The organism is Acinetobacter sp. Q85-2 (assembly GCF_013420555.1).
Lineage (GTDB): Bacteria > Pseudomonadota > Gammaproteobacteria > Pseudomonadales > Moraxellaceae > Acinetobacter > Acinetobacter indicus.
This window is the reverse complement of the sequence record NZ_VOXW01000016.1, coordinates 15,256-36,840: the sequence shown is the minus strand read 5'-3', so window position 1 is coordinate 36,840 and position 21,585 is coordinate 15,256. Positions and strand designations below refer to the sequence as shown.

Annotated in this window: 20 protein-coding genes; 9 read left to right on the top strand and 11 right to left on the bottom strand. The window is 49.5% G+C overall.

Annotated features, from left to right (window positions below):
* Positions 1-10 precede the first annotated feature (10 nt).
* The 4 genes from ribD (at position 11) to FTT68_RS09995 (ending at position 3,730) form a co-directional block, all read left to right on the top strand.
* The gene (gene ribD / locus FTT68_RS10010; protein ID WP_168370312.1) at positions 11-1,099 is read left to right on the top strand and encodes a bifunctional diaminohydroxyphosphoribosylaminopyrimidine deaminase/5-amino-6-(5-phosphoribosylamino)uracil reductase RibD; all 1,089 of its coding nucleotides are present in this window, start codon (positions 11-13) and stop codon (positions 1,097-1,099) included.
* Entirely contained in the window at positions 1,096-2,385 is a 1,290-nt protein-coding gene (locus FTT68_RS10005; protein WP_005181555.1) for a DNA adenine methylase, read from the top strand. Before ribD ends, FTT68_RS10005 begins: the two co-directional genes overlap by 4 nt.
* Positions 2,386-2,412: 27 nt before the next feature.
* Entirely contained in the window at positions 2,413-3,072 is a 660-nt protein-coding gene (locus FTT68_RS10000; protein ID WP_005181557.1) for a riboflavin synthase, read from the top strand.
* Between the two features lie 112 nt (positions 3,073-3,184).
* Positions 3,185-3,730 (top strand): VTT domain-containing protein, encoded by a 546-nt coding sequence (locus FTT68_RS09995; protein ID WP_005181559.1) that lies wholly within the window; start codon positions 3,185-3,187, stop codon positions 3,728-3,730.
* Between the two features lie 82 nt (positions 3,731-3,812).
* Here FTT68_RS09995 and FTT68_RS09990 read toward each other — a convergent pair whose 3' ends face one another.
* The 4 genes from FTT68_RS09990 to FTT68_RS09975 all read right to left on the bottom strand — a co-directional run bounded on the left by FTT68_RS09990 (position 3,813) and on the right by FTT68_RS09975 (position 6,732).
* Positions 3,813-4,031: a hypothetical protein gene (locus tag FTT68_RS09990; RefSeq protein WP_005181560.1), complete on the bottom strand. Its 219-nt coding sequence runs from the start codon at positions 4,029-4,031 to the stop codon at positions 3,813-3,815.
* A gap of 208 nt (positions 4,032-4,239) precedes the next feature.
* The gene (locus tag FTT68_RS09985) at positions 4,240-4,860 is read right to left on the bottom strand and encodes a hypothetical protein (protein ID WP_016659708.1); all 621 of its coding nucleotides are present in this window, start codon (positions 4,858-4,860) and stop codon (positions 4,240-4,242) included.
* Between the two features lie 23 nt (positions 4,861-4,883).
* A complete protein-coding gene (locus tag FTT68_RS09980; protein ID WP_075167829.1) occupies positions 4,884-5,291 on the bottom strand; it encodes a DNA polymerase III subunit chi in 408 nt (135 codons plus the stop codon).
* Entirely contained in the window at positions 5,284-6,732 is a 1,449-nt protein-coding gene (locus FTT68_RS09975; RefSeq protein ID WP_005181565.1) for a leucyl aminopeptidase, read from the bottom strand. Before FTT68_RS09975 ends, FTT68_RS09980 begins: the two co-directional genes overlap by 8 nt.
* Positions 6,733-6,890: 158 nt before the next feature.
* On the opposite strand from FTT68_RS09975, the gene lptF reads away from it, so the two are divergent.
* The 4 genes from lptF to FTT68_RS09955 all read left to right on the top strand — a co-directional run bounded on the left by lptF (position 6,891) and on the right by FTT68_RS09955 (position 11,922).
* A complete protein-coding gene (gene lptF / locus FTT68_RS09970; protein WP_005181567.1) occupies positions 6,891-7,991 on the top strand; it encodes an LPS export ABC transporter permease LptF in 1,101 nt (366 codons plus the stop codon).
* Position 7,992: 1 nt separating this feature from the next.
* Positions 7,993-9,063: an LPS export ABC transporter permease LptG gene (lptG, locus tag FTT68_RS09965; RefSeq protein WP_127801557.1), complete on the top strand. Its 1,071-nt coding sequence runs from the start codon at positions 7,993-7,995 to the stop codon at positions 9,061-9,063.
* Between the two features lie 118 nt (positions 9,064-9,181).
* Positions 9,182-10,729 (top strand): 2,3-bisphosphoglycerate-independent phosphoglycerate mutase, encoded by a 1,548-nt coding sequence (gene gpmI, locus FTT68_RS09960; RefSeq protein WP_005181570.1) that lies wholly within the window; start codon positions 9,182-9,184, stop codon positions 10,727-10,729.
* A gap of 23 nt (positions 10,730-10,752) precedes the next feature.
* Positions 10,753-11,922: a S41 family peptidase gene (locus FTT68_RS09955; RefSeq protein WP_005181572.1), complete on the top strand. Its 1,170-nt coding sequence runs from the start codon at positions 10,753-10,755 to the stop codon at positions 11,920-11,922.
* A 16-nt stretch (positions 11,923-11,938) separates the two neighbouring features.
* On the opposite strand, the gene FTT68_RS09950 is transcribed toward FTT68_RS09955, so the two are convergent.
* The 3 genes from FTT68_RS09950 to FTT68_RS09940 form a co-directional block, all read right to left on the bottom strand.
* Positions 11,939-13,294 (bottom strand): sigma-54 dependent transcriptional regulator, encoded by a 1,356-nt coding sequence (locus tag FTT68_RS09950; protein ID WP_171526345.1) that lies wholly within the window; start codon positions 13,292-13,294, stop codon positions 11,939-11,941.
* Positions 13,295-13,365: 71 nt separating this feature from the next.
* Complete coding sequence (locus FTT68_RS09945) at positions 13,366-14,934, bottom strand: PAS domain-containing sensor histidine kinase (protein ID WP_180006911.1); 1,569 nt, start codon at positions 14,932-14,934, stop codon at positions 13,366-13,368.
* A 14-nt stretch (positions 14,935-14,948) separates the two neighbouring features.
* Positions 14,949-15,584, bottom strand: coding sequence for a response regulator (locus tag FTT68_RS09940; RefSeq protein WP_005181577.1), 636 nt, complete (start codon positions 15,582-15,584; stop codon positions 14,949-14,951).
* Between the two features lie 217 nt (positions 15,585-15,801).
* Between FTT68_RS09940 and FTT68_RS09935 the strand changes: the two genes are divergently transcribed.
* Complete coding sequence (locus FTT68_RS09935; protein WP_127799456.1) at positions 15,802-16,884, top strand: serine hydrolase; 1,083 nt, start codon at positions 15,802-15,804, stop codon at positions 16,882-16,884.
* Between the two features lie 92 nt (positions 16,885-16,976).
* Here FTT68_RS09935 and thrC read toward each other — a convergent pair whose 3' ends face one another.
* The 4 genes from thrC to xerD all read right to left on the bottom strand — a co-directional run bounded on the left by thrC (position 16,977) and on the right by xerD (position 21,434).
* Positions 16,977-18,122, bottom strand: a complete 1,146-nt coding sequence (gene thrC / locus FTT68_RS09930) for a threonine synthase (protein WP_005181581.1) — start codon at positions 18,120-18,122, stop codon at positions 16,977-16,979.
* Positions 18,123-18,179: 57 nt separating this feature from the next.
* A complete protein-coding gene (locus tag FTT68_RS09925; RefSeq protein WP_016659702.1) occupies positions 18,180-19,484 on the bottom strand; it encodes a homoserine dehydrogenase in 1,305 nt (434 codons plus the stop codon).
* A gap of 122 nt (positions 19,485-19,606) precedes the next feature.
* On the bottom strand, positions 19,607-20,419 hold the full coding sequence (locus FTT68_RS09920) for a DsbC family protein (RefSeq protein ID WP_104473377.1): 813 nt from the start codon (positions 20,417-20,419) through the stop codon (positions 19,607-19,609).
* Positions 20,420-20,516: 97 nt separating this feature from the next.
* The gene (gene xerD, locus FTT68_RS09915) at positions 20,517-21,434 is read right to left on the bottom strand and encodes a site-specific tyrosine recombinase XerD (RefSeq protein ID WP_005181586.1); all 918 of its coding nucleotides are present in this window, start codon (positions 21,432-21,434) and stop codon (positions 20,517-20,519) included.
* Positions 21,435-21,585 lie beyond the last annotated feature (151 nt).

Below are 21,585 nucleotides of genomic sequence, written 5' to 3'. Positions count from 1 at the left end.
GAGTGGTGACATGTCCGAGTTAACTCAAGACCAAATCTGGATGCAGCGTGCCATTGAACTGGCACGACTCGGACAGTACTCGACCAAACCGAATCCGAATGTGGGCTGTGTGCTGGTTAAAGATGGACAGCTGGTGGGTGAGGGCTATCATCCGCGTGCCGGACAGCCACATGCCGAAGTATTTGCCTTACGTGATGCCGGCGATGCCGCCCGCGGTGCAACCGCTTACGTGACTCTGGAACCTTGTGCGCATTATGGACGTACCCCGCCTTGTGCCAAAGGTCTGGTCGAAGCCGGTGTGGCCAGAGTGGTAGTGGCCTGTCCTGATCCGAATCCGCTGGTGGCTGGTAAAGGCGTGCAGATTCTGCGCGATGCCGGAATTCAGGTGGAGGTAGGCGTGCTGGAACAGCAGGCGCATCAGCTGAATCTGGGCTTTTTAAAAGCCATGGCCACGGGTCAGCCTTATGTCCGCTTAAAAGTGGCGTCAAGTCTGGATGGCCGTACTGCCATGGCCTCCGGTGAATCGAAATGGATTACCGGCAATCCGGCCCGTCTGGATGTGCAGCACTGGCGCGCAATTTCAGCAGTGGTGATTACCGGGATTGAAACCGTACTGGCCGATGACTGTCAGCTCAATGTCCGCCAGCTGGCGATACATCAGGACATCAGCAGCATTGTCCAGCCGAAACGGCTGGTGCTGGATCGTCAGGGACGCTTGCCCTTAACCGCCAAAATGCTCGAGCAGCCGGACAGTGTGATGGTGATGGGTCCGTATCGGGCCGAGCTGGAAGCGCTGGGCGTGATCCAGCTCGAGGTTCAGCCTTTGGATCAACTACTTCGAACTTTGGTGCAGCAGTATCAGCTGTATGATGTGCTGATTGAAGCCGGTGCAACATTATCGACCGCCTTTTTACAGCAGCAATTGGTCGACGAAGTGATCAGTTATGTGGCTCCGACCCTGTTAGGCCGGTCTGCACGTGCCATGTTTCAGGCAGAATTTGAGCGTATGGCACAACAACTTCGATTTAAACTTTGCGACGTCACTCAATTCGGTGATGATGTGCGCTTAAGGTTAACCCCTTCTCAAGAGACGTTATGAATTCAGAGTCTACGGTTTATCACAAACGTCGTCACGCCGCACGTACGACAGATGAATATCTTTTCCATCAGCTGGTTCCTTATCTGGGGAATAAACGTCGTCTGTTACATCTGATTCTGGAAGCGCTGGAGCAGACCGGCACCCTGAACAAAGGCGGCCGCGCCCCGATCTTCGCTGACTTTTTTGCCGGTTCAGGCGTGGTTTCACGTCTGGCCCGACAAAATGGCTATCGGGTAATTGCCAATGACTGGGAACCGTATAGCCATGCGCTGAATCATGCGATTTTGGCTTGTGTGGAAGCACCGGCGTTTAAAGAGCTGGGCGGTTATCAGAAAGCGATTGATTATTTAAACCGTTTGCCAGAAGTCAAAGGCTGGGTCACGCATAACCTGTGCCCACGCAATGATGAAATTTATGATCCGACCCGCGACCGTTTATTCTTTAAACGCCGTAACGGGATGCGTATTGATGCCATCCGCCAGCAGATTGCCACCTGGCAGGCGCAAGGCGCGATTGATGATGTCGAGATGAGTGCGCTGCTGGCGCCTTTGCTGTATTCGGCCAGTTTTGTCAGCAACACCTCCGGGGTCTTTAAAAGTTTCCATCATGGCTGGGGCGGTAAAACCCAGACTGCACTGGAACGGATTGAATCTTTACTGTGGTTAACTCCAAGCCGCTTCTGTGAAATTGGTGATCCGAAACGTCCGGCTGCCGAAATGTGGTGTGTTGATGCCCAGCATCTGGCCAACCAGATGAGCGGTTTTGAAGTGGATGTGGCGTATTTAGATCCGCCGTATAACCAGCATGCCTATAGCAGTAACTATCATGTGTTAAATGCCTTAACCTTATGGGATCAGGTCGATTTACCAACCCCGGATACCAAAGGCTTTAAGAGCGGCATTGACCGTGCTTGGCGCAAAGAGCGTCCGAGTCCGTATAACTCGTCCAAGCACGCCAAAGAAGCGTATGAGAAACTGTTAGAAACCATTAATGCACGTTATATCCTGACCAGTTACTCCACCGATGGCAATATCAGTGCAGTGGATTTGTTGCAGGCCAATTTAAAACGTGGCCGGGTCAGCCTGTTAACCCAGGATGTACCGCGTTACCGGGTCAGCAAGCAGCGTCAGTCTGAACGCGCACGGGTACTGGAATTTATTGTGATTACCGATACCCATGCCAAGTCTGGCCCGCCAATCCGGCAGTTGCTGGGGCAGTTGCATCACTTTGCCGAGCTGGGCGGGGTCGATACCAGTGGTGTCAGCACCCAACTGGCCTTGTGGTAAGCACTAGAGACAATAAGAGAAAAGACTATGTTTACAGGAATTATTGAAAGCGTGGGCAAAGTGGACAGCCTGCAAAGTGTCGGTGGTGATGTCCGCCTGCGTATTCAAACCGATCTGGATATGTCCGATGTGCATCTGGGGGATTCGATTGCCACCAACGGCATCTGCCTGACCGTGATTGAGTGGGGCGATAACTGGTACGCGGCCGATGTGTCACGGGAAAGTTTAAACCGGACTACCTTAGGTAACTGGAAAGTTGGCCAGCCGGTGAATGTGGAAAAAGCCATGTTACCGACCACCCGTTTTGGCGGGCATATTGTTAGTGGCCATGTCGATGCGGTCGGTGAAATTACCTTGGTGCGTGAAGATGCGCGTTCTTTATATTTCGAAGTGACTGCACCGGCTGAAATTGCCAAATATCTGGCCGAAAAAGGTTCGGTGACTGTAGATGGCATCAGCCTGACCATTAACCATTTACGTGGCAGTGTAATCAGCCTGAACCTGATTCCGCATACCGCAGAGCGTACCAATATTGGTACCTGGAAAACTGGCAGCAAAGTCAATCTGGAAGTGGATGTTTTGGCGCGTTATATCGAGCGTTTACTGCTCGGTGAAAAAGCCGCAGAAACCACGGCACAGTCAAAAATCAGCATGGACTTTCTGGCCGAAAATGGTTTCTTAAAATAAGTCCTGACGCTGCTGTACAGAACAGTCTGATTGAAAAAATTAGACTGTTTTTTTATTTTTAGCGATAATTCAGGCTGCGCGAAACAGAGTAACTTACGTTGGTTAAGTGTAGATGATTGATTTTTTGCTAAATTTTGAACAGTGGCTGCCTGTGTTGCTCAACAACTATGGGGTCTGGATTTATGCAATTTTATTTTTAATTATCTTTGCGGAAACCGGTTCGGTATTTATGTTTTTCCTGCCGGGAGACAGTCTGCTGATTGCCATTGGCGCCTTATGTTCAACCACCGATGTGGTGCATTTACACTATATGGCGATTTTACTGTGCCTGGCCTCTATTCTTGGCTATAGCGTGAATTACTATACCGGCAAGGTCTTGGGGCTGAAGTTTTTTAATGACCATTCGCGTTATTTCAAACCGGAATATATCGTCAAAACCAACCGCTATTTTATGAAGCATGGCGGTAAAACCATTCTCATTGCACGGTTTATTCCTTTTGTCCGTTCTTTTGCACCGTTTGCTGCCGGTTCCGGACATATGCCCATCGCCAGCTTTACGGCCTATAACATTGCCGGTGGCATTATCTGGATTGTGTCTTTATTGGCCATCGGTTACGGTCTGGGCAATATCCTGTCGTGGCTGGGTCATATTTTTTAATATAAACAGTGTTGAAAAACCGCACGTACAAAAAAGCCCACGCGGGGTGGACTTTTATCTTGCGGGGAGAAATTCGCTGACCTTAGTGCTTGATCACTGTGACAGAGGTACCGCCTAAACGTGGACTGGCTTCGGCAACCGGTGCTAAAGAAAATGTACCTTTTTCAGCTTCTTTGGTCAGGTAAATATAAAGCGACTGGAAATCTGCACGGCTGATTAATAAATCCTGAGCAGTAATATGCCATTGTTCACCACTATGCAGATGGTCAATTTTGCTCGATATTTGTGTCAAGATACCCATTTTAAACCCTAATTATAAAAATAATTTTTACTTTAAAAGGCAGCAGTACTGCTGTTTAAAGTATGACTATCTTGTGACAAAAATATTTCACTTTCATGACGCTTGGGCGAGAAATTCTGCCTCACACCCGATTGATCTTTCAGATGGGCCGGTTTAAATCTGCATTTACTGACACCGTACCGGGTTTTTCACGCCAGAAGGCCGACATTTAGGCCTCTTTGGAAAATTGGGAATGTTTTAAAATATATTCAATTTCTTCCTGGGCAGCGGCTTGTAGCTGGCTGCGGAACTGTTGTACTGCTTCTTCAATCCGGGTTTCGGCTTCCAGTTCCAGACGTACCCGGACACTGTCGAGTTCCGACAGAATCTGTTCATCGGCAATACGCACGCCTTTGGCAAAATTGAAACTACCATTTTCCGGATTTTTTTGATAACGCGCAGTGTAGTCCAGAATCTCCTGATCCAGCTGGGTGCGTAAACTGGCCAGGGTTTCGGTCTGCGCGGCAAACTGTTGCAGTTCATCCTGATACAGAGCCTGCGCATACGCGGCCTGATCGGCGCGTTGTTGGGCCAGACGTTGCTCCAGCATCTGCTGGCGGCGAATACGCGCTTCTTCAATTAACTGGATTTTCAGTTCGGCATAGGCCTGATCAATTTTCTGAAAGGACTGTTGCTGTTGCTGCTGATCGTACTCTACCCAGCGTTTGAGGTCGCTGTCCGGTTGCAGCACCTCGCTAATCCGATGCAGGTCATCAATAAAGGTCTGACGCACAGCTTCAGGCGCAGTTAACCAGCGCTGTTTAAAATCTGGACCAACATTTAATGCCACGCTGCATCTCCTTTGGGGTGGTTCTATAATTTGTGGGTTTGCGGCTCAATACCTAAACGACGATATTGTTTATATTTTTCCCGACCAAGCTGTTTGGCGGTTTCATGATTTTCAATGATTTCGATAATGTGACTAAATTTGGCGAACTGTTCAAGAGCCTGTTCGTTAAAATTAAACACAATCCAATCATTTTCAGTTGGCAACTGCGCTGAAATACAGACCTGGGCCGTAGGCTCATCAATACCATGTGGAATAAAACTGCTGGCATCAAAGCTCCACAGCCGTTCATCCAGCGCCTGTTGCAATGCCGGGTCTGCGCTATACAGCCAGATGCGCTGTGGTTCACGCAGGATTTTCCGGCATAAACGGCAAGTGCTGTCCACTTGCCGTTCAGGACTTTTTTCAAACAGATAAAAGCTGACTTTAGCCATGCTGCTCTGCACGGTTGGCCAGGAATTGCATCAGTAGCGGTACCGGACGGCCTGTTGCACCTTTATGGGTTCCTGAATTCCAGGCAGTGCCGGCAATATCCAGATGCGCCCAGCGATAGTCACGAGTAAAGCGTTGCAGGAAGCAGGCTGCAGTCACAGAACCGGCTTTTGGACCACCAATATTGCCAATATCGGCAAAAGGTGAATCTAATTGTTCCTGATAGTCATCAATCACCGGCATACGCCATACGCGGTCAAAACTCTGCTGGCCGGCCTGGGTCAGTTCCTGTGCCAGTTCATCATCTGGTGTGAACAGACCGGTTAACACCGAACCGAGCGCAATCACACAGGCACCGGTCAGGGTCGCCACGTCAATGACCAGTGCCGGGTTAAAACGCTGGATATAGGTCAGCGCATCACACAGCACCAGACGGCCTTCGGCATCGGTGTTCAGGATTTCGACAGTCTGACCGCTCATGGTGGTGACAATATCGCCCGGACGGGTGGCTTTACCCGATGGCATATTTTCAGCTGCCGCAATGGCTGCCACCACATGAATCGGCAAGCGTGATTCACACAGCGCACGCACGGTCCCCAAGACTGAGGCTGCACCGCACATATCGAATTTCATTTCGTCCATGCCAGCACCCGGTTTCAGGGAAATACCGCCGGTATCAAAGGTAATACCCTTACCGACCAGTACAATAGGTGCCTGCTCAAGATTGGCCTTGTATTCCAGGGTAATCATGCGGCCCGGACGCTCGGAACCCTTGCTGACCGCAAGGAACGCACCCATGCCCAGGTCAGCCATATGCTGTTCATTCAGCACGGTTACTTTGAGTAAATCCGGGAATTCTTCTGCCAGTGCCAGTGCCTGATCAGCCAGATATTCCGGGAAGCAGATGTTCCCCGGACGGTTGCCTAAATCGCGGGCAAAATTCTGACCAGTATGTACCGCTTCAATAAATTTCAGCTGATGGGCAGTTAACGGGCTTTGTGTGGCAATCAATTGAATCTGCTCTAATACAAATTCATTCTTTTTGGTTTTAAATTCATCAAAACCGTAGGCGGCCTGGGTCAGGCTCAAGGCAAAAATATAATGCAGTTCTTGTGGCAGGACTGATAGATCTACCGCAATACTGCTAAATTTCTTCTGTGCGGTTTTTACAATAGTTTGCGCCAGTTTGGCCAGTTTAGCCGGCTGTAATTCGCTGCTTGAACCAAGGCCAATCAGCTGGCTGAATGCCGGCAAGTTGTCCTGTGCTGTCAGGCTTAAGCTTTCATTAAAGCCGGATTTAAATTGTACGGCCTGGGTGATGCTATCTAAATTTTTGATTTTATAGTGATCTGCGGTTGTACGAAGGGTATTGGCATCGACCAGAATAAATAAAGCAGCTGCGGTGACATTGTCTTGGTATGTCGGATGAATCGTCAGTTTCATATGCGTTATATAGGCCTTTTAAAATTTTAAAACCATTAAACCATTGAAACATTTTCATGAATAGAGTTTCAATGTGAAACAACAGTATAGGTTTTATATTTTCAACATTCGGGTAAACTATCGCTAGTTTTATTCCCTCGTTTTCTGGAAGCATTAATTTGATTATTCGGCGTTATCTGGTCAAGCAAGTTGTGTCGACATCCTTGGTTGTGATTGCCTTATTGACCTTGATCATGATGGGTGGCCGGCTGATCAAGTATTTTGGCGTCGCCGCGCAGGGGCGTCTGGATGCGGGGATTCTGTTTAGCATTATTGGCTACCGTCTGCCGGAATTTTTAACCCTGATTTTGCCACTGGGCTTTTTTATTGGCCTGATGCTGGTGTTTGGCCGGCTTTATGTCGACCATGAAATGGCAGTATTAAACGGCAGCGGTGTCAGTCGTAACCAACTGGCACGTTTATTAGTCCCGATGACGGTGGTATTTCTGGCGGTGCAGGCCATGCTGATGGTTTGGGCAGCACCGTGGGGGATTCGCCAGTTTGAAGAATTGACCACCAATCAGGCGGTCCGTACCGGTTTCGATCTGGTGCGGCCAAAAGAGTTTATTTCTTCGGGGCCCTATACCATTTATGCCGGCGACCTGTCAGAAGACCGGCGTAATCTGAAAGATATTTTCTTCTACCAGCGTGCTGACCGTCCGGGCAAACCGGATATCATGATTCTGGCCAAAGAGGCGACCCGGATTGAACTGTCCAATGATCCGGCCAATGTGGTCGATCTGGTCGAAGGGCGCCGTTATGAAATTTATCCGGATCGTCCGCAGTATTCTCAGGCTGAATTTGCCAGCTATCGTTTGCGTCTGGAAAGTGATCAGGAAGCCAAATTCCAGAGCACCGAAGTGGAAGCCCTGCCAATCGGGCAATTGTGGGATAACCGTCAGGACCCGGTGGTGGCCAGTGAGCTGGGCTGGCGCATCTTCGTACCGTTTTCAATTCTGGTGGCGCTGCTGCTGGCGGTGGCTTTATCAGAAGTCAGTCCGCGTCAGGGACGTTATTTAAAACTGTTTCCGGCCCTGCTGATTTTTGCCAGCCTGATTGTGGCGCTAATGGCGGTCAAAACCCGGATCAGTAAAGAAGAAATGGGTATCTGGGCCTATCCGCTGGTGCTGATGGTCTATGCCATTGCGGCGGCGCTGTTCTCGCGTAAACAGAAACTGGCACCCAAAATCAAGAAACAGATTCAGCGAGTGAGGTCTTAATATGTTCGCACGTCGTATAGTGGCCAAGCATGTGACCAAAACGACCGCACTGGCGATGTTGGGGGCAACCGCGGTGTTGTCCGGCTTACAGGTATTATTTACCTATCTGGGTGAACTCGGTTCCCTAAAAGAAGGCTATGGCGCGCTGGATGCCTTATGGCATGTGCTCTGGGGTGCGCCCGGTTATCTGTATGAAATTCTCCCGATTGCCGCATTAATTGGCGCGGTGCTGGGCCTGGGCACGCTGGCTTCAAACAGTGAGTTGATTGTGATGCGTGCCGCTGGTATCAGCCTGTGGCGGATTGTCGGCTGGGTGGTGCGTTCGGCGCTTATTCTGGTGGTGCTGTCTTTTGCCTTAAGTGAATGGGTGATTCCCTATACCAACGAGCGCGCAGAAAGCGTCAAGAAATATCGCAGCGTGGCTGAACTCGGTGAAGTCAAAGGCTACTGGACCCGCGAAGGGCAGCGCTTTATTTATATTGACTATGCCAACTCGCAGGGCACACTGAAGAATATTCAGGTCATCGACTTCGATGATAACTTCCGCTTACGCGGTACCTTAAATGCCGAACAGGGCCAGTTTGTCGAAGATGGCGCCTGGTCACTGCAAAACAGCCGCCAAATGGACATTCTGCCAGAGGGCAATGCTATTGCTGATCAGCAGGCCACGCAGCCTTTATCGCTGGCCTTGCAACCAAAATATGTACACATGGTCACCATCGACCCGGAAGATTTATCACCCAGTCAGCTGGTCAGTTTCATGAGCTATATGCATGAGTACAGTCAGGTGCCGAAAAGCTATCAGCTGGCTTTCTGGCAAAAAGTTGGTTCTCCATTTGCCCTGATTGCGCTGGTGCTGATTGCCTGTTCCTTTATTTTTGGACCGCTGCGCCAGCAGTCGATGGGTTTCCGTCTGGTGATTGCCTTGTTTGTCGGCCTGGGCTTCTTCTATTTACAGGATTTCCTCGGTTATGCCAGCCTGATTTATGCGCCATCTCCGGCCTGGTTTGTGTTTATCCCGATTATTCTGATGTTTGTGGTGGGTGGTTATCTGCTGCAACGCGCCCGATAAGCCGGCAATTGAACAAAACGATAGTGTGGCACGGTTGAAACCATCAGCCGTGCATGGTGTCCGAACTGAAAATTCGGTAAGATATGCGATTAATTTGTAGACTAAAAGAGTGTGAACTATGACGGATGCAACTGCAGGCAAAATCCCTCACGTACTGGTCATTATGGATGGTATTGGGCATCGTGAAGCTGTTGAGGACAATGCGTTCCTGGCGGCACAACGTCCAAATTTGACCGCTATGCAGGAAAAGCATCCGCATGGGTTGATTTCAGGTTCAGGTGAAGATGTGGGCCTGCCAGATGGTCAGATGGGTAACTCCGAAGTGGGCCATATGAACCTGGGTGCCGGCCGTGTGCTATATCAGGACTTTACCCGCATTACCAAAGATATCCGTACCGGTGCTTTCTTTGAACATGAAGTGCTGGTCGATGCAGTCGAGAAAGCCAAAGCTGCGGGCGGTGCCGTGCACTTAATGGGCCTGCTGTCGGAAGGTGGTGTGCACTCACATGAAGACCATATTGTGGCAATGGCGGAGCTGGCGCTGAAACGTGGTGCAACTGTTTATTTACACGCATTTCTGGATGGCCGTGATACTCCGCCAAAAAGTGCGCAGCCCTCTTTGCAAAAACTGGATGCCCTGTTTGCCCAATATCCAGGCCAAGGCCGGATTGCCAGCATGATCGGCCGTTATTTTGCCATGGACCGCGACAATCGTTGGGATCGTGTAGAACAGGCTTATCGTCTGTTAACAGAAGGTGAAGCAGTCCGTACTGCAGCAACCGCCGTAGCTGGTCTGGACGCAGCTTATGCAGCCGATGAAAGCGATGAATTTGTTAAAGCTACCCGTATTGGTGAGGTTGCGGCAATTCAGGATGGCGACAGCGTGGTGTTCATGAACTTCCGTGCAGACCGTGCCCGTGAACTGACCAAAGCCTTTGTGGAAACCGACTTTGCCGGTTTTGAGCGTAAAGTGGTGCCGCAGCTGGCCAAGTTTGTGATGCTGACCCGTTACCAGGCCACCATTGATGCACCTGTGGCTTATATGCCAGAAGCATTAAAAAACTCGCTCGGTGAATACCTGTCAGACCTGGGTAAAACCCAGCTGCGTATTGCCGAAACCGAAAAATATGCACACGTGACCTTCTTCTTTAGTGGCGGCCGTGAAGATGAATATCCGGGCGAAAAGCGCATTCTGATTCCATCACCAAATGTAGCAACTTATGATCTCAAGCCAGAAATGAGCGCGTATGAAGTGACAGATGAGCTGGTGGCAGCGATCAATTCAGGTGAATATGACTTGTTGGTGGTCAACTATGCCAATGGCGATATGGTGGGTCATACCGGTGTGTTTGATGCAGCGGTGAAAGCGGTAGAAGCAGTGGATACCTGTCTGGGCCGTGTGTATGAAGCTGTAATGGCCAAGCAGGGTCATATGCTGATTACTGCCGACCATGGTAATGTCGAGCAGATGCAGGACTATGACAGTGGTCAGGTCCATACCCAGCATACTACCGAGCTGGTGCCGTTTATTTATGCCGGCCCGACCCAGGCGGTGATTGCAGAGGGTGGTGTTCTGGCCGATGTGGCACCGACTTTACTGAGTCTGATGCAACTGCCAATTCCTGCAGAAATGCAAGGGCGTAATTTAATTACCCTGACTCCATAAACTGCCAACAGATAGGTGAAAGGATGGTTCCACACTGGAAACGCATGCTTGTTGCAACAACATTGATGATGTGTGTGAACCTGCCTGTCTGGGCGGCAGAAGATCAAGATCCGCTGGCACTAGAAGAAACCACTGAGCAGGACTATGTGGAAGTGCCGGTCGAATCGATCCAGCAGTTTGTCAAAATTTATGGGCTGGTCAAAGCCAATTATGTCACGGAAAAAAGTGACGAAGCTTTGTTTGCTCAAGCCATTCAAGGTCTGGTTTCCGGACTGGACCAGTATTCGCGTTATCTGAATGCCGAAGATTACCGTGCCTTGGTGCAATATACCGAAGGTGATCTGGCCTCGGTCGATTTTAATTTACGTTACGATGCCCAGCAGCATCAATGGCAGATCCACAATTTAAGACCCGATGCCGACTCGGCCAAACAAGGCCTGCGTAATGGTATTTCGGTCTTTAAAATCGACAATCAGGAACTGCAAAAGCTCAATCAGGATCAGGTCAATGCCTTGTTGATGGGCGCGGTTGGCTCCAATATCACCTTGCAACTGACCGCAAGCGCGCAGCCGATTCGTCTGGTACGCAACAGAAAAGTCGAAACCGATATTCAGGCGCAGATGCTGAGTAATCAGGTACTACTGATTAAAGTCAAAGTCTTCCAGCAAGATACTGCCAATGAAATCAAGGAACTGATCGAACAGTACAGCACACCACGGCTAAAGGCGGTACTGTTTGACCTGCGCAATAATCCGGGTGGTTTACTGTCCTCGGCGGTTGAATCAGCCGATCTGTTCTTGAATCAGGGCGTAATTGTTTCTACCAAAAGCCGCGCTGAAGGCGACCAGCAATTTCAGGCTTTACCGAGTTTTGAATTCCAGAATCTAAAGGTCGGTGTGCTGATTAACCAGCGTTCGGCCTCGGCTGCAGAAGTGTTTACTGCCGCCTTAAAAGATCATGGCCGTGCCTGGGTGATTGGTGAAAAAAGTTATGGCAAAGGGGTGGTACAGAAGCTGTTTCCGCTGTCAGATGGCACCGCCTTACAAATGACGGTTTCTCACTATTACACCCCGCAAGGCAAAATGATTGAAGGGGTCGGGATTGAACCGAACCAGCGCTATGCACTGCAACAGGATATGAAAGAAGACAATTATCTGGACCATGTTGCAGAGCTACTGTTAAGTCATAAATAGGCGCAGGGTTCGCACCTTATTCATCGGTATCCAGTCCGAATTTCTTTAGTCGATAACGCAGGGAACGAAACGACATCCCCAGTTTTTTCGCAGCCAGGGTCCGGTTCCAATGGGTCAGATTCAGTGCATTCAGCAAAATCTCTTTTTCGATTTTCTCCAGAAACAGCTCCAGTCCTTCTTCCGGCAGTTTACGCGGAGCAGCGGGCAGGGCATCAGCTGTAACCGGTGTTGCCGGGTCAGCTTCTGGCTCGGCCAGCGGTGCCATTTTGCGTAAGGGTGCGGTCTGCAGATGTGGCAGATCAATCACATCATCATCACTCAAGGTCATGGCGCGTTCAATGATATTGCGTAGCTCACGCACATTACCCGGATAATACTGTTCCAGCAAAAACTGCTGGGCACGTTCTGACAGGGTTTTGCTGTGTATATCCCATTCCTGGGCAATTTTCTGAATAAAATGCTGGGCCAGCAATAAAATATCCTGACCGCGCTCACGTAGCGGTGGCAGCACAATATCCATTACATGAATCCGGAAGAACAGATCCTGACGGAACCGGCCTTGCTGGACTAACGCTTCCAGGTCCTGATGGCTGGCACTAATAATCCGGAAATCAACATCAATTTCCGTATCGGAACCGACCGGACGAATCCGTTTTTCCTGCACCGCGCGCAGCAGTTTTACCTGCATATTGAGCGGCAGTTCGGCAATTTCATCCAGAAACAGGCTACCGCCGTGTGCTGACTGAATCAGGCCCTGTTTGTCCTGCGCTGCACCGGTAAAGCTGCCTTTTTTATGGCCGAAGAATTCGCTTTCCATCAAATCGCCCGGAATCGCGCCACAGTTGATGGCAATAAAAGGCCCGTCACTGCGGTTGCTGAGGCGATGCACCAGATTGGCCACTACTTCTTTCCCGGTGCCTGATTCACCGCTAATAAACACCGGTGCCTGCGAGCGGGCAATTTTTTTCAGGGTGGTGCGCAGTTGCTGAATCGGTAGAGATTGCCCGATCAGCATCCGCTGTTCCAGCTGGTCTGCTTCCTGACTATGTGCTTTAAACAGCGGCTGATTCAGTGCTTTTTCCAGTAATTGTTCGAGGTGTTTCTGGTTAATCGGTTTGCTGACAAAATCAAAGGCCCCGGCTTTGAGTGCGGCAATGGCAATTTCCATATTGCCATAGGCCGTCAGCACCGCAACCGGCAGCTGCGGAAAATGCTGGGCAATCAGCTCGACCAGTTGCAGGCCATTGCCATCAGGTAAATTCAGATCGGTGATGCAGGCGTCATAGTGATGACTGGACAGCAGCTGACGTGCTTGCTCCAGCCGGTGTGCCACGTGTGTTTGAATCCCCATGCGCGCCAATGTCATTTGCATGAGCGTGCATAAATCTTCCTCGTCATCGACGAAGAGAACGAGTGGTTGTTCCACTAAACTTCCCCAAAAAACTATTTATTTACGTCAACAGGTGAGCATTCAATCCTGAAACATGCTCCTTGTTTTTGTTCTACATAGCGCAACTTGGCCCGATTGGCCTCGCAGAAACTATGTGATAAGTATAATCCTAAACCAGTTCCACTAATTTCGGTACTAAAAAATGGTTGAAACAGGTAGCGAATATCATGTGAAGCCACGCCGCTGCCATAATCTTTGACATCCATATAGATCGTGTCCTGCTGGCGATAAAGTTGCAGTTCAATCGGATGATCCGGCGCATTGTGGCGCTGGGCATTACGGATCAGGTTAATCAGCACCTGACGCAGCTGGGATTCATCAAACAGAATTTGCAGAGGTTCGGGCTGGCTGACCTGAATCTGGCTGGCCAGATCGGCCAGATCATCCTGGATCAGCTGCGGAATAAAACGCACCAGATCAATCTGCACCGGTGTGGTTTCCTTATTTTTCACCATGCTCAGGGTGTCATCAATGATCTTGTCAATGCGCTGCGACTGCTTGTCGATCATCTGGCTCAGCATCTGCTGCTGATCGGGATCGCTGCCGGCCAGCAAGCGATTGGCCTGGACAATGGCCGCCAGCGGATTACGGATTTCATGGGCAATACTGGCTGAAAGCTGGCCCAGTGCTGCCAGTTTCAGTTGCTGCACACGCTGGTTGATTTGCCGTGCATCCTGCAGCACCAGCAAGGTTAAGGTCTGCTGCGGCACCACCAGCTTTTGTACCTGAATCTGGATCAGGAAATGACTGAGCTGCGATTCAAACTGGAATTTTTCGCCGTTAGAGAGCTGGTCAAACTGCAATAATTGAAACAGGTCGGGCTGTACTTTATACAGTGGATATTTGTCGAAAGCATACAGCGGATTAATACCCAGCAAATGGCAGGCGGCCGGATTACTGACCATAATATGGCAGTTTTCATCCAGCACCAGATAGCCCATATCGGTCTGTTCCAGAATATAGCGGTTAATATTCTTTAGCCGGTTCAGTTCCAGTGATTGGGAAAAGTTCAGGTGCTCCAGAATCTGGAAACGGCGGACGGCAATCTGGCCAAAACGGTAAATAATAAAAAACAGGAACGAGAGCAGGGCACTTTGCCCGATGCGATCCAGAGAGGAAAAATCCAGTAATGTGCCAACAAAATGCTGATAGGTGACACAAATCATTGCCACCAGAGTAATGAACAGCGCCTTGCTTTTTTCCAGCAATAACGTCGCGGCGAAAATCGCAATCACAAACAGCAGGCTTAAATGCAGGCTCGGTCCATCCAGCGCAAAGGTCAGGCTGCTGAGCACCAGTACATCAACACTGAAAATCAGCGTGAGTTGTAGCGGAATCCTGTGCCGGACATAGCGAAAATACAGCAGCTGGGCACAGCTAAAAATAAAATACAGCACCAGACTGGCGGCATACAGCCGTGGATGCTGATAATCATGATTGAGAGTTTGAGTGGTGAGTAAATAAATCAGCAGCAAACAGAAGGCAATTATCAGCCGATACGCCCCGTACCATAGCCCGAGATGGTACTGGTTCAGTTCAGCTTGCGTACGGCGGATATCCATGAGGCTTAAACCGCTTAAGGTTTAATTAATCCGTAGCGAATGGCCAGATGGGTCAGTTTGACATCACTGTCGATATTCAGTTTTTCAAAAATACGGTAGCGATAGGTGTTTACGGTTTTCACGCTGACGAACAGCTTGTCAGCAATTTCCTGCGCGCTAATACAGTTCACCACCATCATTGCCACCTGCATTTCACGTTCCGACAGGCTGTCGAACGGTGATTGCTGGGTGTCTGACAGGTAGGAACTGGCCAGTTGCTCGGCAATATCGGCACTAAAATATTTACCGCCCTGCATGACTTTTTTAATGGCACGCACCATTTCCGAGACAGGTGCACCTTTGGTGATATAGCCTTTGGCACCGGCTTTGAGTAATAAAGAAGGATAGGGTTCTTCGGCCAGACCACTGACCGCCAATACCTTGGTTTCCGGGGCAGTCTGTAATAAACGGCGCGTGGTTTCCACCCCGCCAATGCCCGGCATGTTCACGTCAAGCAGGACCACATTGGGATGATGCTGGCGCACCAGATTAATGGCTTCTTCCCCAGATTCAGCTTGTCCAATGACCTGAACATCGGTGTGGTCTTCGAGCATACGGCAGATGCCGGTACGAACCAATTCATGATCATCTACCACTAAAACTGTGATCACCTAGACTCTCCCTCTCACTAAAATCATCTTTTTTGTTACATATAGCAAAATTAGCTTGCAATCAACCGACAAAATTGGCCATCCTATTCTTAACCTAAAGTGAAAAATTCTGCACAATGTCGGAGGCTAAAATTGGTTCCGTGCTGTGTTGTAAATGTAAGGCATATTTGAGGTAATACGCAAATGTATCTTACCTCCCTGAGTTGAGTAAGCAATAGTGAAAAATTCTAAGAAGTTATTAATGCATGTGCTGGGAGCATCGGTTTTGCTCGGCATGAGTTCAGTCAGTACTGCTGAAATCGTCATGAACCCTTCCTCGGGGAGTAACGCCCAGGCAACGCTAAGCTGGTCATCTGAAGAGGCCAATCAGCTGCTGAATGGCGATGTGATGACCACCGCCACGACTTCTGTGACCGAGCAGGTGGTGGAACCGTCACCACAAGGCTCAACCAAAATTACCACCACGGTACGCAGTTCCAGCACACCGGCGCCCGCCAGCACGGTCAGTAGAACCAGCCCGATTCTGGATACTGCATCCTATAGCAACCAGCCCACTGTGAACGCACGTGCCGCACTGGTGATGGATGCCAATACCGGTGAAGTGCTGTACAGTAAAAATACCAATACCGCGTTGCCGATTGCTTCAATTACCAAAGTGATGACTGCGGTAGTGACGGCGGATGCGCGTTTAAATATGTCTGAGCAAATTACCTTGCAGCAGATTGATTTTGCCGGTGCAGCAGGCAAGAACTCGAGTTCGACCCTGCGTGTGGGCGACAAGATGAACCGTGCTGAAGCCTTATTATTTGCCTTAATGAAATCAGAAAACCCGGCCGCAGCAGCGCTGGCGCGTACCTATCCAGGTGGACGCAGCGCGTTCGTGGCCGCCATGAACAACAAAGCGCGTGAGCTGGGCATGCATTCGACCCGCTTTACCGAATCGACCGGTTTGGACCCACGCAATGTATCATCGGCGCGTGATTTAGGTATTCTGGTCAGTACCGCGTCACAATATGGCCTGATTCGCCAGTTTTCGACCACGCCAAGCTATGACTTTAACCTGGGTTATCGGGTGCTGAAATCGAACAATACCAATTCGCTGGTGCGTAATGGTGGCTGGAATATTAACCTGTCTAAAACCGGCTTTATTAATGAAGCAGGGCGTTGTCTGGTGATGCACACCACTTTAAATTCACGTCCGGCGGTGGTGATTATTTTAGGGGCCAGCAATACCCAGGCGCGTAATAACGATGCCACCCGTTTAATGTCCTGGACCAGCCAGTTACCAAAACGGATTTAAGCTGAACTGTTCTGTGCGAAATCGTGCAGAACTTCAAACCTCAGCCATAAAAAAATCCCTGCATGAGCAGGGATTTTTGTTTCAAACCGGAATTATTGATCCATGTTTGAAAGGATAGAATCACGAACCTGATCCATGGTAGCGTCAATCGACAGCATCACCGCATCCTGGCACTGTTTCATTGCAGTGTCTGGGTCTTTCAGACCGTTACCAGTAACAGTACATACAATTACTGAACCTTCTGCAATTTTACCGGCTTTAATGTCACGCATCGCGCCGCCAATGGATGCTGCAGATGCAGGCTCAACAAACACGCCTTCGTACATGGACAGCATGCGCTGAGCTTCCAGAATTTCTGCATCGGTCAGTTCATCGAACCAGCCTTGTGAATCACGAACTACAGCTTTGGCATGGTTCCAGCTTTGCGGGTTACCAATACGGATTGCAGTGGCTACAGTTTCCGGGTTTTCAACTGGCGCACCACGTAAGAATGGCGCAGCGCCAGAGGCTTGATAACCGACCATAACTGGTAAACCTTCCGGTTTTGGACCAGTAAAGGCATCCGTTGCCGCATCATACACCACTTGTTCAAACTGGTCTGCAGGCTGGTTAGCCACAGCTTCGGTATAACCCATCCAGTGTGCAGTAATATTGCCCGCGTTACCAACTGGCAGGCAGTGGTAGTCTGGGGCACGGCCGAGTTCATCCACGATTTCGTAGGCAATGGTCTTTTGACCTTGCAGACGGTACGGGTTGATCGAGTTTACGATGGTTACAGGAGCCTGATCGGCCACTTCTTTCACCAGACGCATACCATCGTCAAAGTTACCGCGAATCTGCATGGTGATGGCACCGTACATCATGGCCTGTGCCATTTTACCCATGGCAATTTTGCCTTCAGGAATCAAGACAAACGCTTTGATACCAGCACGCGCTGCATAGGCTGCTGCCGCTGCAGAAGTGTTACCGGTAGAGGCGCAGATAATGGCTTTTGAACCTTCTTCAACCGCTTTGGTTACGGCCATGGTCATACCACGGTCTTTAAATGAACCTGTCGGGTTTAAGCCTTCATACTTCACATAAATTTCAACGTTCTTGCCAATAATACGTGGAATGTTCTCAAGCTTGATTAGCGGGGTATTCCCTTCACCGAGAGAGATTGCACGTGTAGTTGCAGACACTGGTAAACGGTCACGATAACGGTCAACTAAACCAGTATAACGATTGGCATTCGACATGATGATGTTCCAATTGTGTGTAGAGCTTGGCAAGGGGAAATATTCCCCTTGACCCGATTAATTATCAAGCGATTCTAAACGAATTCGTACAATTTCGCCATGAATCACAGGCAAAGCTTGAATTTGTTGTAACGCTTCATCCATTTTTGATTCCTGAACTGGGTCAGTTAGAATCACGATAGGGATAAGGTCTTTTAAGCGAGATTGCTGCATGATGGCATCAATACTGATACCGGCACGGCTTAAAATAGTGGTGACATCGGCCAGTACACCGGTCTGGTCTTCGGCATTAATGCGAATATAGTAACCCGTGGTCATCTGTTCACGGCTTAAAATTGGCAGGTCAGTTAAGGCTTCGAAGGCCAGTTGCGGAATTGTACCTGCGCCATCTTCGGTATAGGAGATGTCACGGACAATATCGACCACGTCAGCAACCACTGCTGAAGCGGTTGGGCCTGCACCGGCACCGGCGCCATAATACAGGGTTGGACCGACTGCATTGGCCTGCACCAGCACCGCATTTTTCACGCCATTCACATTGGCAATCAGTTCTTCTTCAGGAATCAGGGTTGGATGCACACGTAGTTCAATGCCGGCATCGGTACGGCGTGCAATTCCTAAATGCTTGATACGGAAACCTAAATCTTCGGCATATTTGACATCTTGCGCGGTAATTTTGCTAATGCCTTCGGTATACACCTTGTCAAATTGCAGCGGAATACCAAATGCACATGAGGCCAGAATGGTCAGCTTGTGCGCTGCATCAATGCCTTCAACGTCGAAGGTTGGATCGGCTTCGGCATAACCCAGCTCTTGCGCTTCTTTCAGCACATCGGCAAAGGCACGGCCTTTTTCACGCATTTCGCTTAAGATGAAGTTACCGGTACCGTTAATGATACCCGCCAGCCATTCAATCTTGTTCGCGGCCAGACCTTCACGAATCACCTTGATGATTGGAATACCACCAGCTACCGCAGCTTCATAAGCGATCTGAACGGCATGATCATCCGCGGCTTTAAACAGTTCGTTGCCGTGTTCAGCCAGCAAGGCCTTGTTTGCGGTGACAATATGTTTGCCGTGTTTCATCGCTTCCATAATGACTTCATATGCAGGATGAATCCCGCCCATGACTTCAACCACGACATCTACATCCGGTTGACGCACGATATCCAGCAGATCCGAGCTTTGTTTGACCGTTTCTGGCAGGTTCAGGTCTGGACGCGGACGACGGGTGCCGACATAGGTAATTTCAATTTCACGACCGGTGCGACGTTTAATCTCAGCAGCATTTTCTTTTAATAGTTTAAGGGCACCACCACCCACAGTACCAAGACCGAGGATTGCCAGACGAACTGGTTTCACGTCACACTCCATATTTAATCAATTTTAAGCGAGCTTAGATCATAGCTAAAAAAAGCTGAAGACTCTAGCGTAGAAATCACTTTCTCTTGATCTATAAAAAACAGTAATTTAACCCATTAAAATTAGTTATTTAAACGCTTCAGCAATTCGCTTGGCGACAGATAACCACCAAGGTAAACCCCATCTGCACTATAGATTGCCGGTGTACCGTTCACCCCAATATTCAGACCCAGCTGATAGTGTTCACGTACTGGCGTTTTGCAGCTGGCGGCAGGCAGTTCAGCACCGGCAATGGCCTGATCAAAAGCCGCATGGCGGTCTTGGCTACACCAGACGCTTTCCATGGCCGGAATAAACTGTTCACCACGTGGCCAGGCAATATAGCGCACTTCAATGCCTTTGCTGTTCAGCTCATCCATATGTTCATGCAGCTTGTGGCAGTATGGACAGCTGACATCGGTAAACACATAAATGACGTGTTTGGTTTCGCCCTTGGCTTTATAGATCAGCAGATCCTGCTCTTTCAGGCTGGCAAAAATCTGTTTATTGGTGCCGGCTTGCAGGCTCTCACCGACGTTATGTAGCTGTTTGTCGCCTAAACGGATCACATCGCCCTGGAAAATGTATTTGCCATCGCTGGTGGCATAGACCGCAGACATGCCTTCCAGGCTGACCCAGTACAGATTGGGAACTTCCGTGGTTTTAACTTCCGTGATTTTGGCCTGAATGCCAGCAGTTTTAAAATGCTGTTCCAGGGTTTTGACCAGACGCTGCTGGGCATTACGTTCAGAAAGGGTAGAGGCTTCCCCGGTTGCCGGTGCACTGGCCGTAAGCGTGGTTTGTTTTTTCTCATCATTATTGCTCGAGCATGCCGTCAGGCCCAGGCCTGCAGCAAGTGTCATGGCCATTACAATTTTCGCGCGGGTAAATGTCATTGCTAACCCTTTTCTTATCGATATAAAAACAAGGAGGCTAGCATAACAAAAAAAAATGACCGATCGAAAACTTCTTGGTCGTATTTCGGCAGTGCGGTTAAGCGCGAGGATGATGGGTCGCGTGCAGCTGCTGCATGCGAATCTGCGCGACATGGGTATAAATTTGTGTGGTCGACAGGTCGCTATGCCCCAGCAGCATTTGCACCACGCGCAGGTCCGCGCCATGATTGAGCAGATGCGTGGCAAAGGCATGGCGTAAGGTATGCGGCGATAATTCGGCCTGAATCCCGGCCTGTAGTGCATAGCGTTTAATCGCATACCAGAAGTTCTGCCGGCTCATGATGCCGCCATGCTGGGTCAGAAATAAATAATCGGTGCTGGTTTTATATAGCTGCGGCCGCGCCTCTTGCAGATAGTGTTCTACCCATTCACAGGCGACCTGGCCTAAAGGCACCAGACGTTCTTTATTGCCTTTGCCGACAATGCGCAAATAACCCTGTTTCAGGTTAATCAGCTCCAGACGTAAATTCAGCAATTCAGACACCCGTAACCCACAGGCATACAGCACTTCAAACATGGCCCGGTCACGCAGGCCCAGCGCTGTATTGACATCCGGTGCCTGAATTAGCGCTTCAACATCGGCTTCGGACAGATCTTTGGGCAAGGCCCGGCCCAGTTTTGGGGTTTTATGTGCGGCGACCGGATTGTCGGCGCGCAGTTTCTGTTCACGCAGAAATTTATAAAAGGCCCTTAAGGCCGATAGGCAGCGGGCAATCGAACGTGGGCTTTTTTGCTGTTTGGTCAATTCAATCAGGACATCGGAAATATCATCATGACTCCAGTCCAGCATCGAACTGGGCACGCAGGCACTGCATAACATTAAGTCGGACAGATAGGCATTGCGGGTATGTGGACTGACGGTTTGTGCTACTAGATGATCGCGAAAGCCCTGCAAATAGCTTAAATGTTCCGGAATGGTGACAGGTGCAGGAATGCGGGGCTTTTTATTGAGCATGTGGATCACTTTAATTTAAGAATTCGATCAAGATCATTGGAATTCTCCAATGTAGAGTAATTTTTCCGGGCTGTCGATGTGATATAAGAACGGAAACGTAATCAATCCTTATTTGTTAATTATTCTCATTTGTTTGTATACTATTTAAAAG

Excerpts from the sequence above, each read along its gene's own strand:
- FTT68_RS09975 (WP_005181565.1), bottom strand. The coding sequence starts at position 6,732 with ATGAAACTGACGATTCATCCGACATACCAAGACAATGTCACCGCAGCT.
- lptG (WP_127801557.1), top strand. The coding sequence starts at position 7,993 with ATGTTCGCACGTCGTATAGTGGCCAAGCATGTGACCAAAACGACCGCA.
- FTT68_RS10000 (WP_005181557.1), top strand. The coding sequence starts at position 2,413 with ATGTTTACAGGAATTATTGAAAGCGTGGGCAAAGTGGACAGCCTGCAA.
- xerD (WP_005181586.1), bottom strand. The coding sequence starts at position 21,434 with ATGCTCAATAAAAAGCCCCGCATTCCTGCACCTGTCACCATTCCGGAA.
- FTT68_RS09945 (WP_180006911.1), bottom strand. The coding sequence starts at position 14,934 with ATGGATATCCGCCGTACGCAAGCTGAACTGAACCAGTACCATCTCGGG.
- FTT68_RS09980 (WP_075167829.1), bottom strand. The coding sequence starts at position 5,291 with ATGGCTAAAGTCAGCTTTTATCTGTTTGAAAAAAGTCCTGAACGGCAA.
- FTT68_RS10005 (WP_005181555.1), top strand. The coding sequence starts at position 1,096 with ATGAATTCAGAGTCTACGGTTTATCACAAACGTCGTCACGCCGCACGT.
- FTT68_RS09995 (WP_005181559.1), top strand. The coding sequence starts at position 3,185 with ATGATTGATTTTTTGCTAAATTTTGAACAGTGGCTGCCTGTGTTGCTC.
- FTT68_RS09950 (WP_171526345.1), bottom strand. The coding sequence starts at position 13,294 with ATGCAAATGACATTGGCGCGCATGGGGATTCAAACACACGTGGCACAC.
- FTT68_RS09955 (WP_005181572.1), top strand. The coding sequence starts at position 10,753 with ATGGTTCCACACTGGAAACGCATGCTTGTTGCAACAACATTGATGATG.
- gpmI (WP_005181570.1), top strand. The coding sequence starts at position 9,182 with ATGACGGATGCAACTGCAGGCAAAATCCCTCACGTACTGGTCATTATG.
- ribD (WP_168370312.1), top strand. The coding sequence starts at position 11 with ATGTCCGAGTTAACTCAAGACCAAATCTGGATGCAGCGTGCCATTGAA.
- FTT68_RS09920 (WP_104473377.1), bottom strand. The coding sequence starts at position 20,419 with ATGACATTTACCCGCGCGAAAATTGTAATGGCCATGACACTTGCTGCA.
- thrC (WP_005181581.1), bottom strand. The coding sequence starts at position 18,122 with ATGTCGAATGCCAATCGTTATACTGGTTTAGTTGACCGTTATCGTGAC.
- FTT68_RS09990 (WP_005181560.1), bottom strand. The coding sequence starts at position 4,031 with ATGGGTATCTTGACACAAATATCGAGCAAAATTGACCATCTGCATAGT.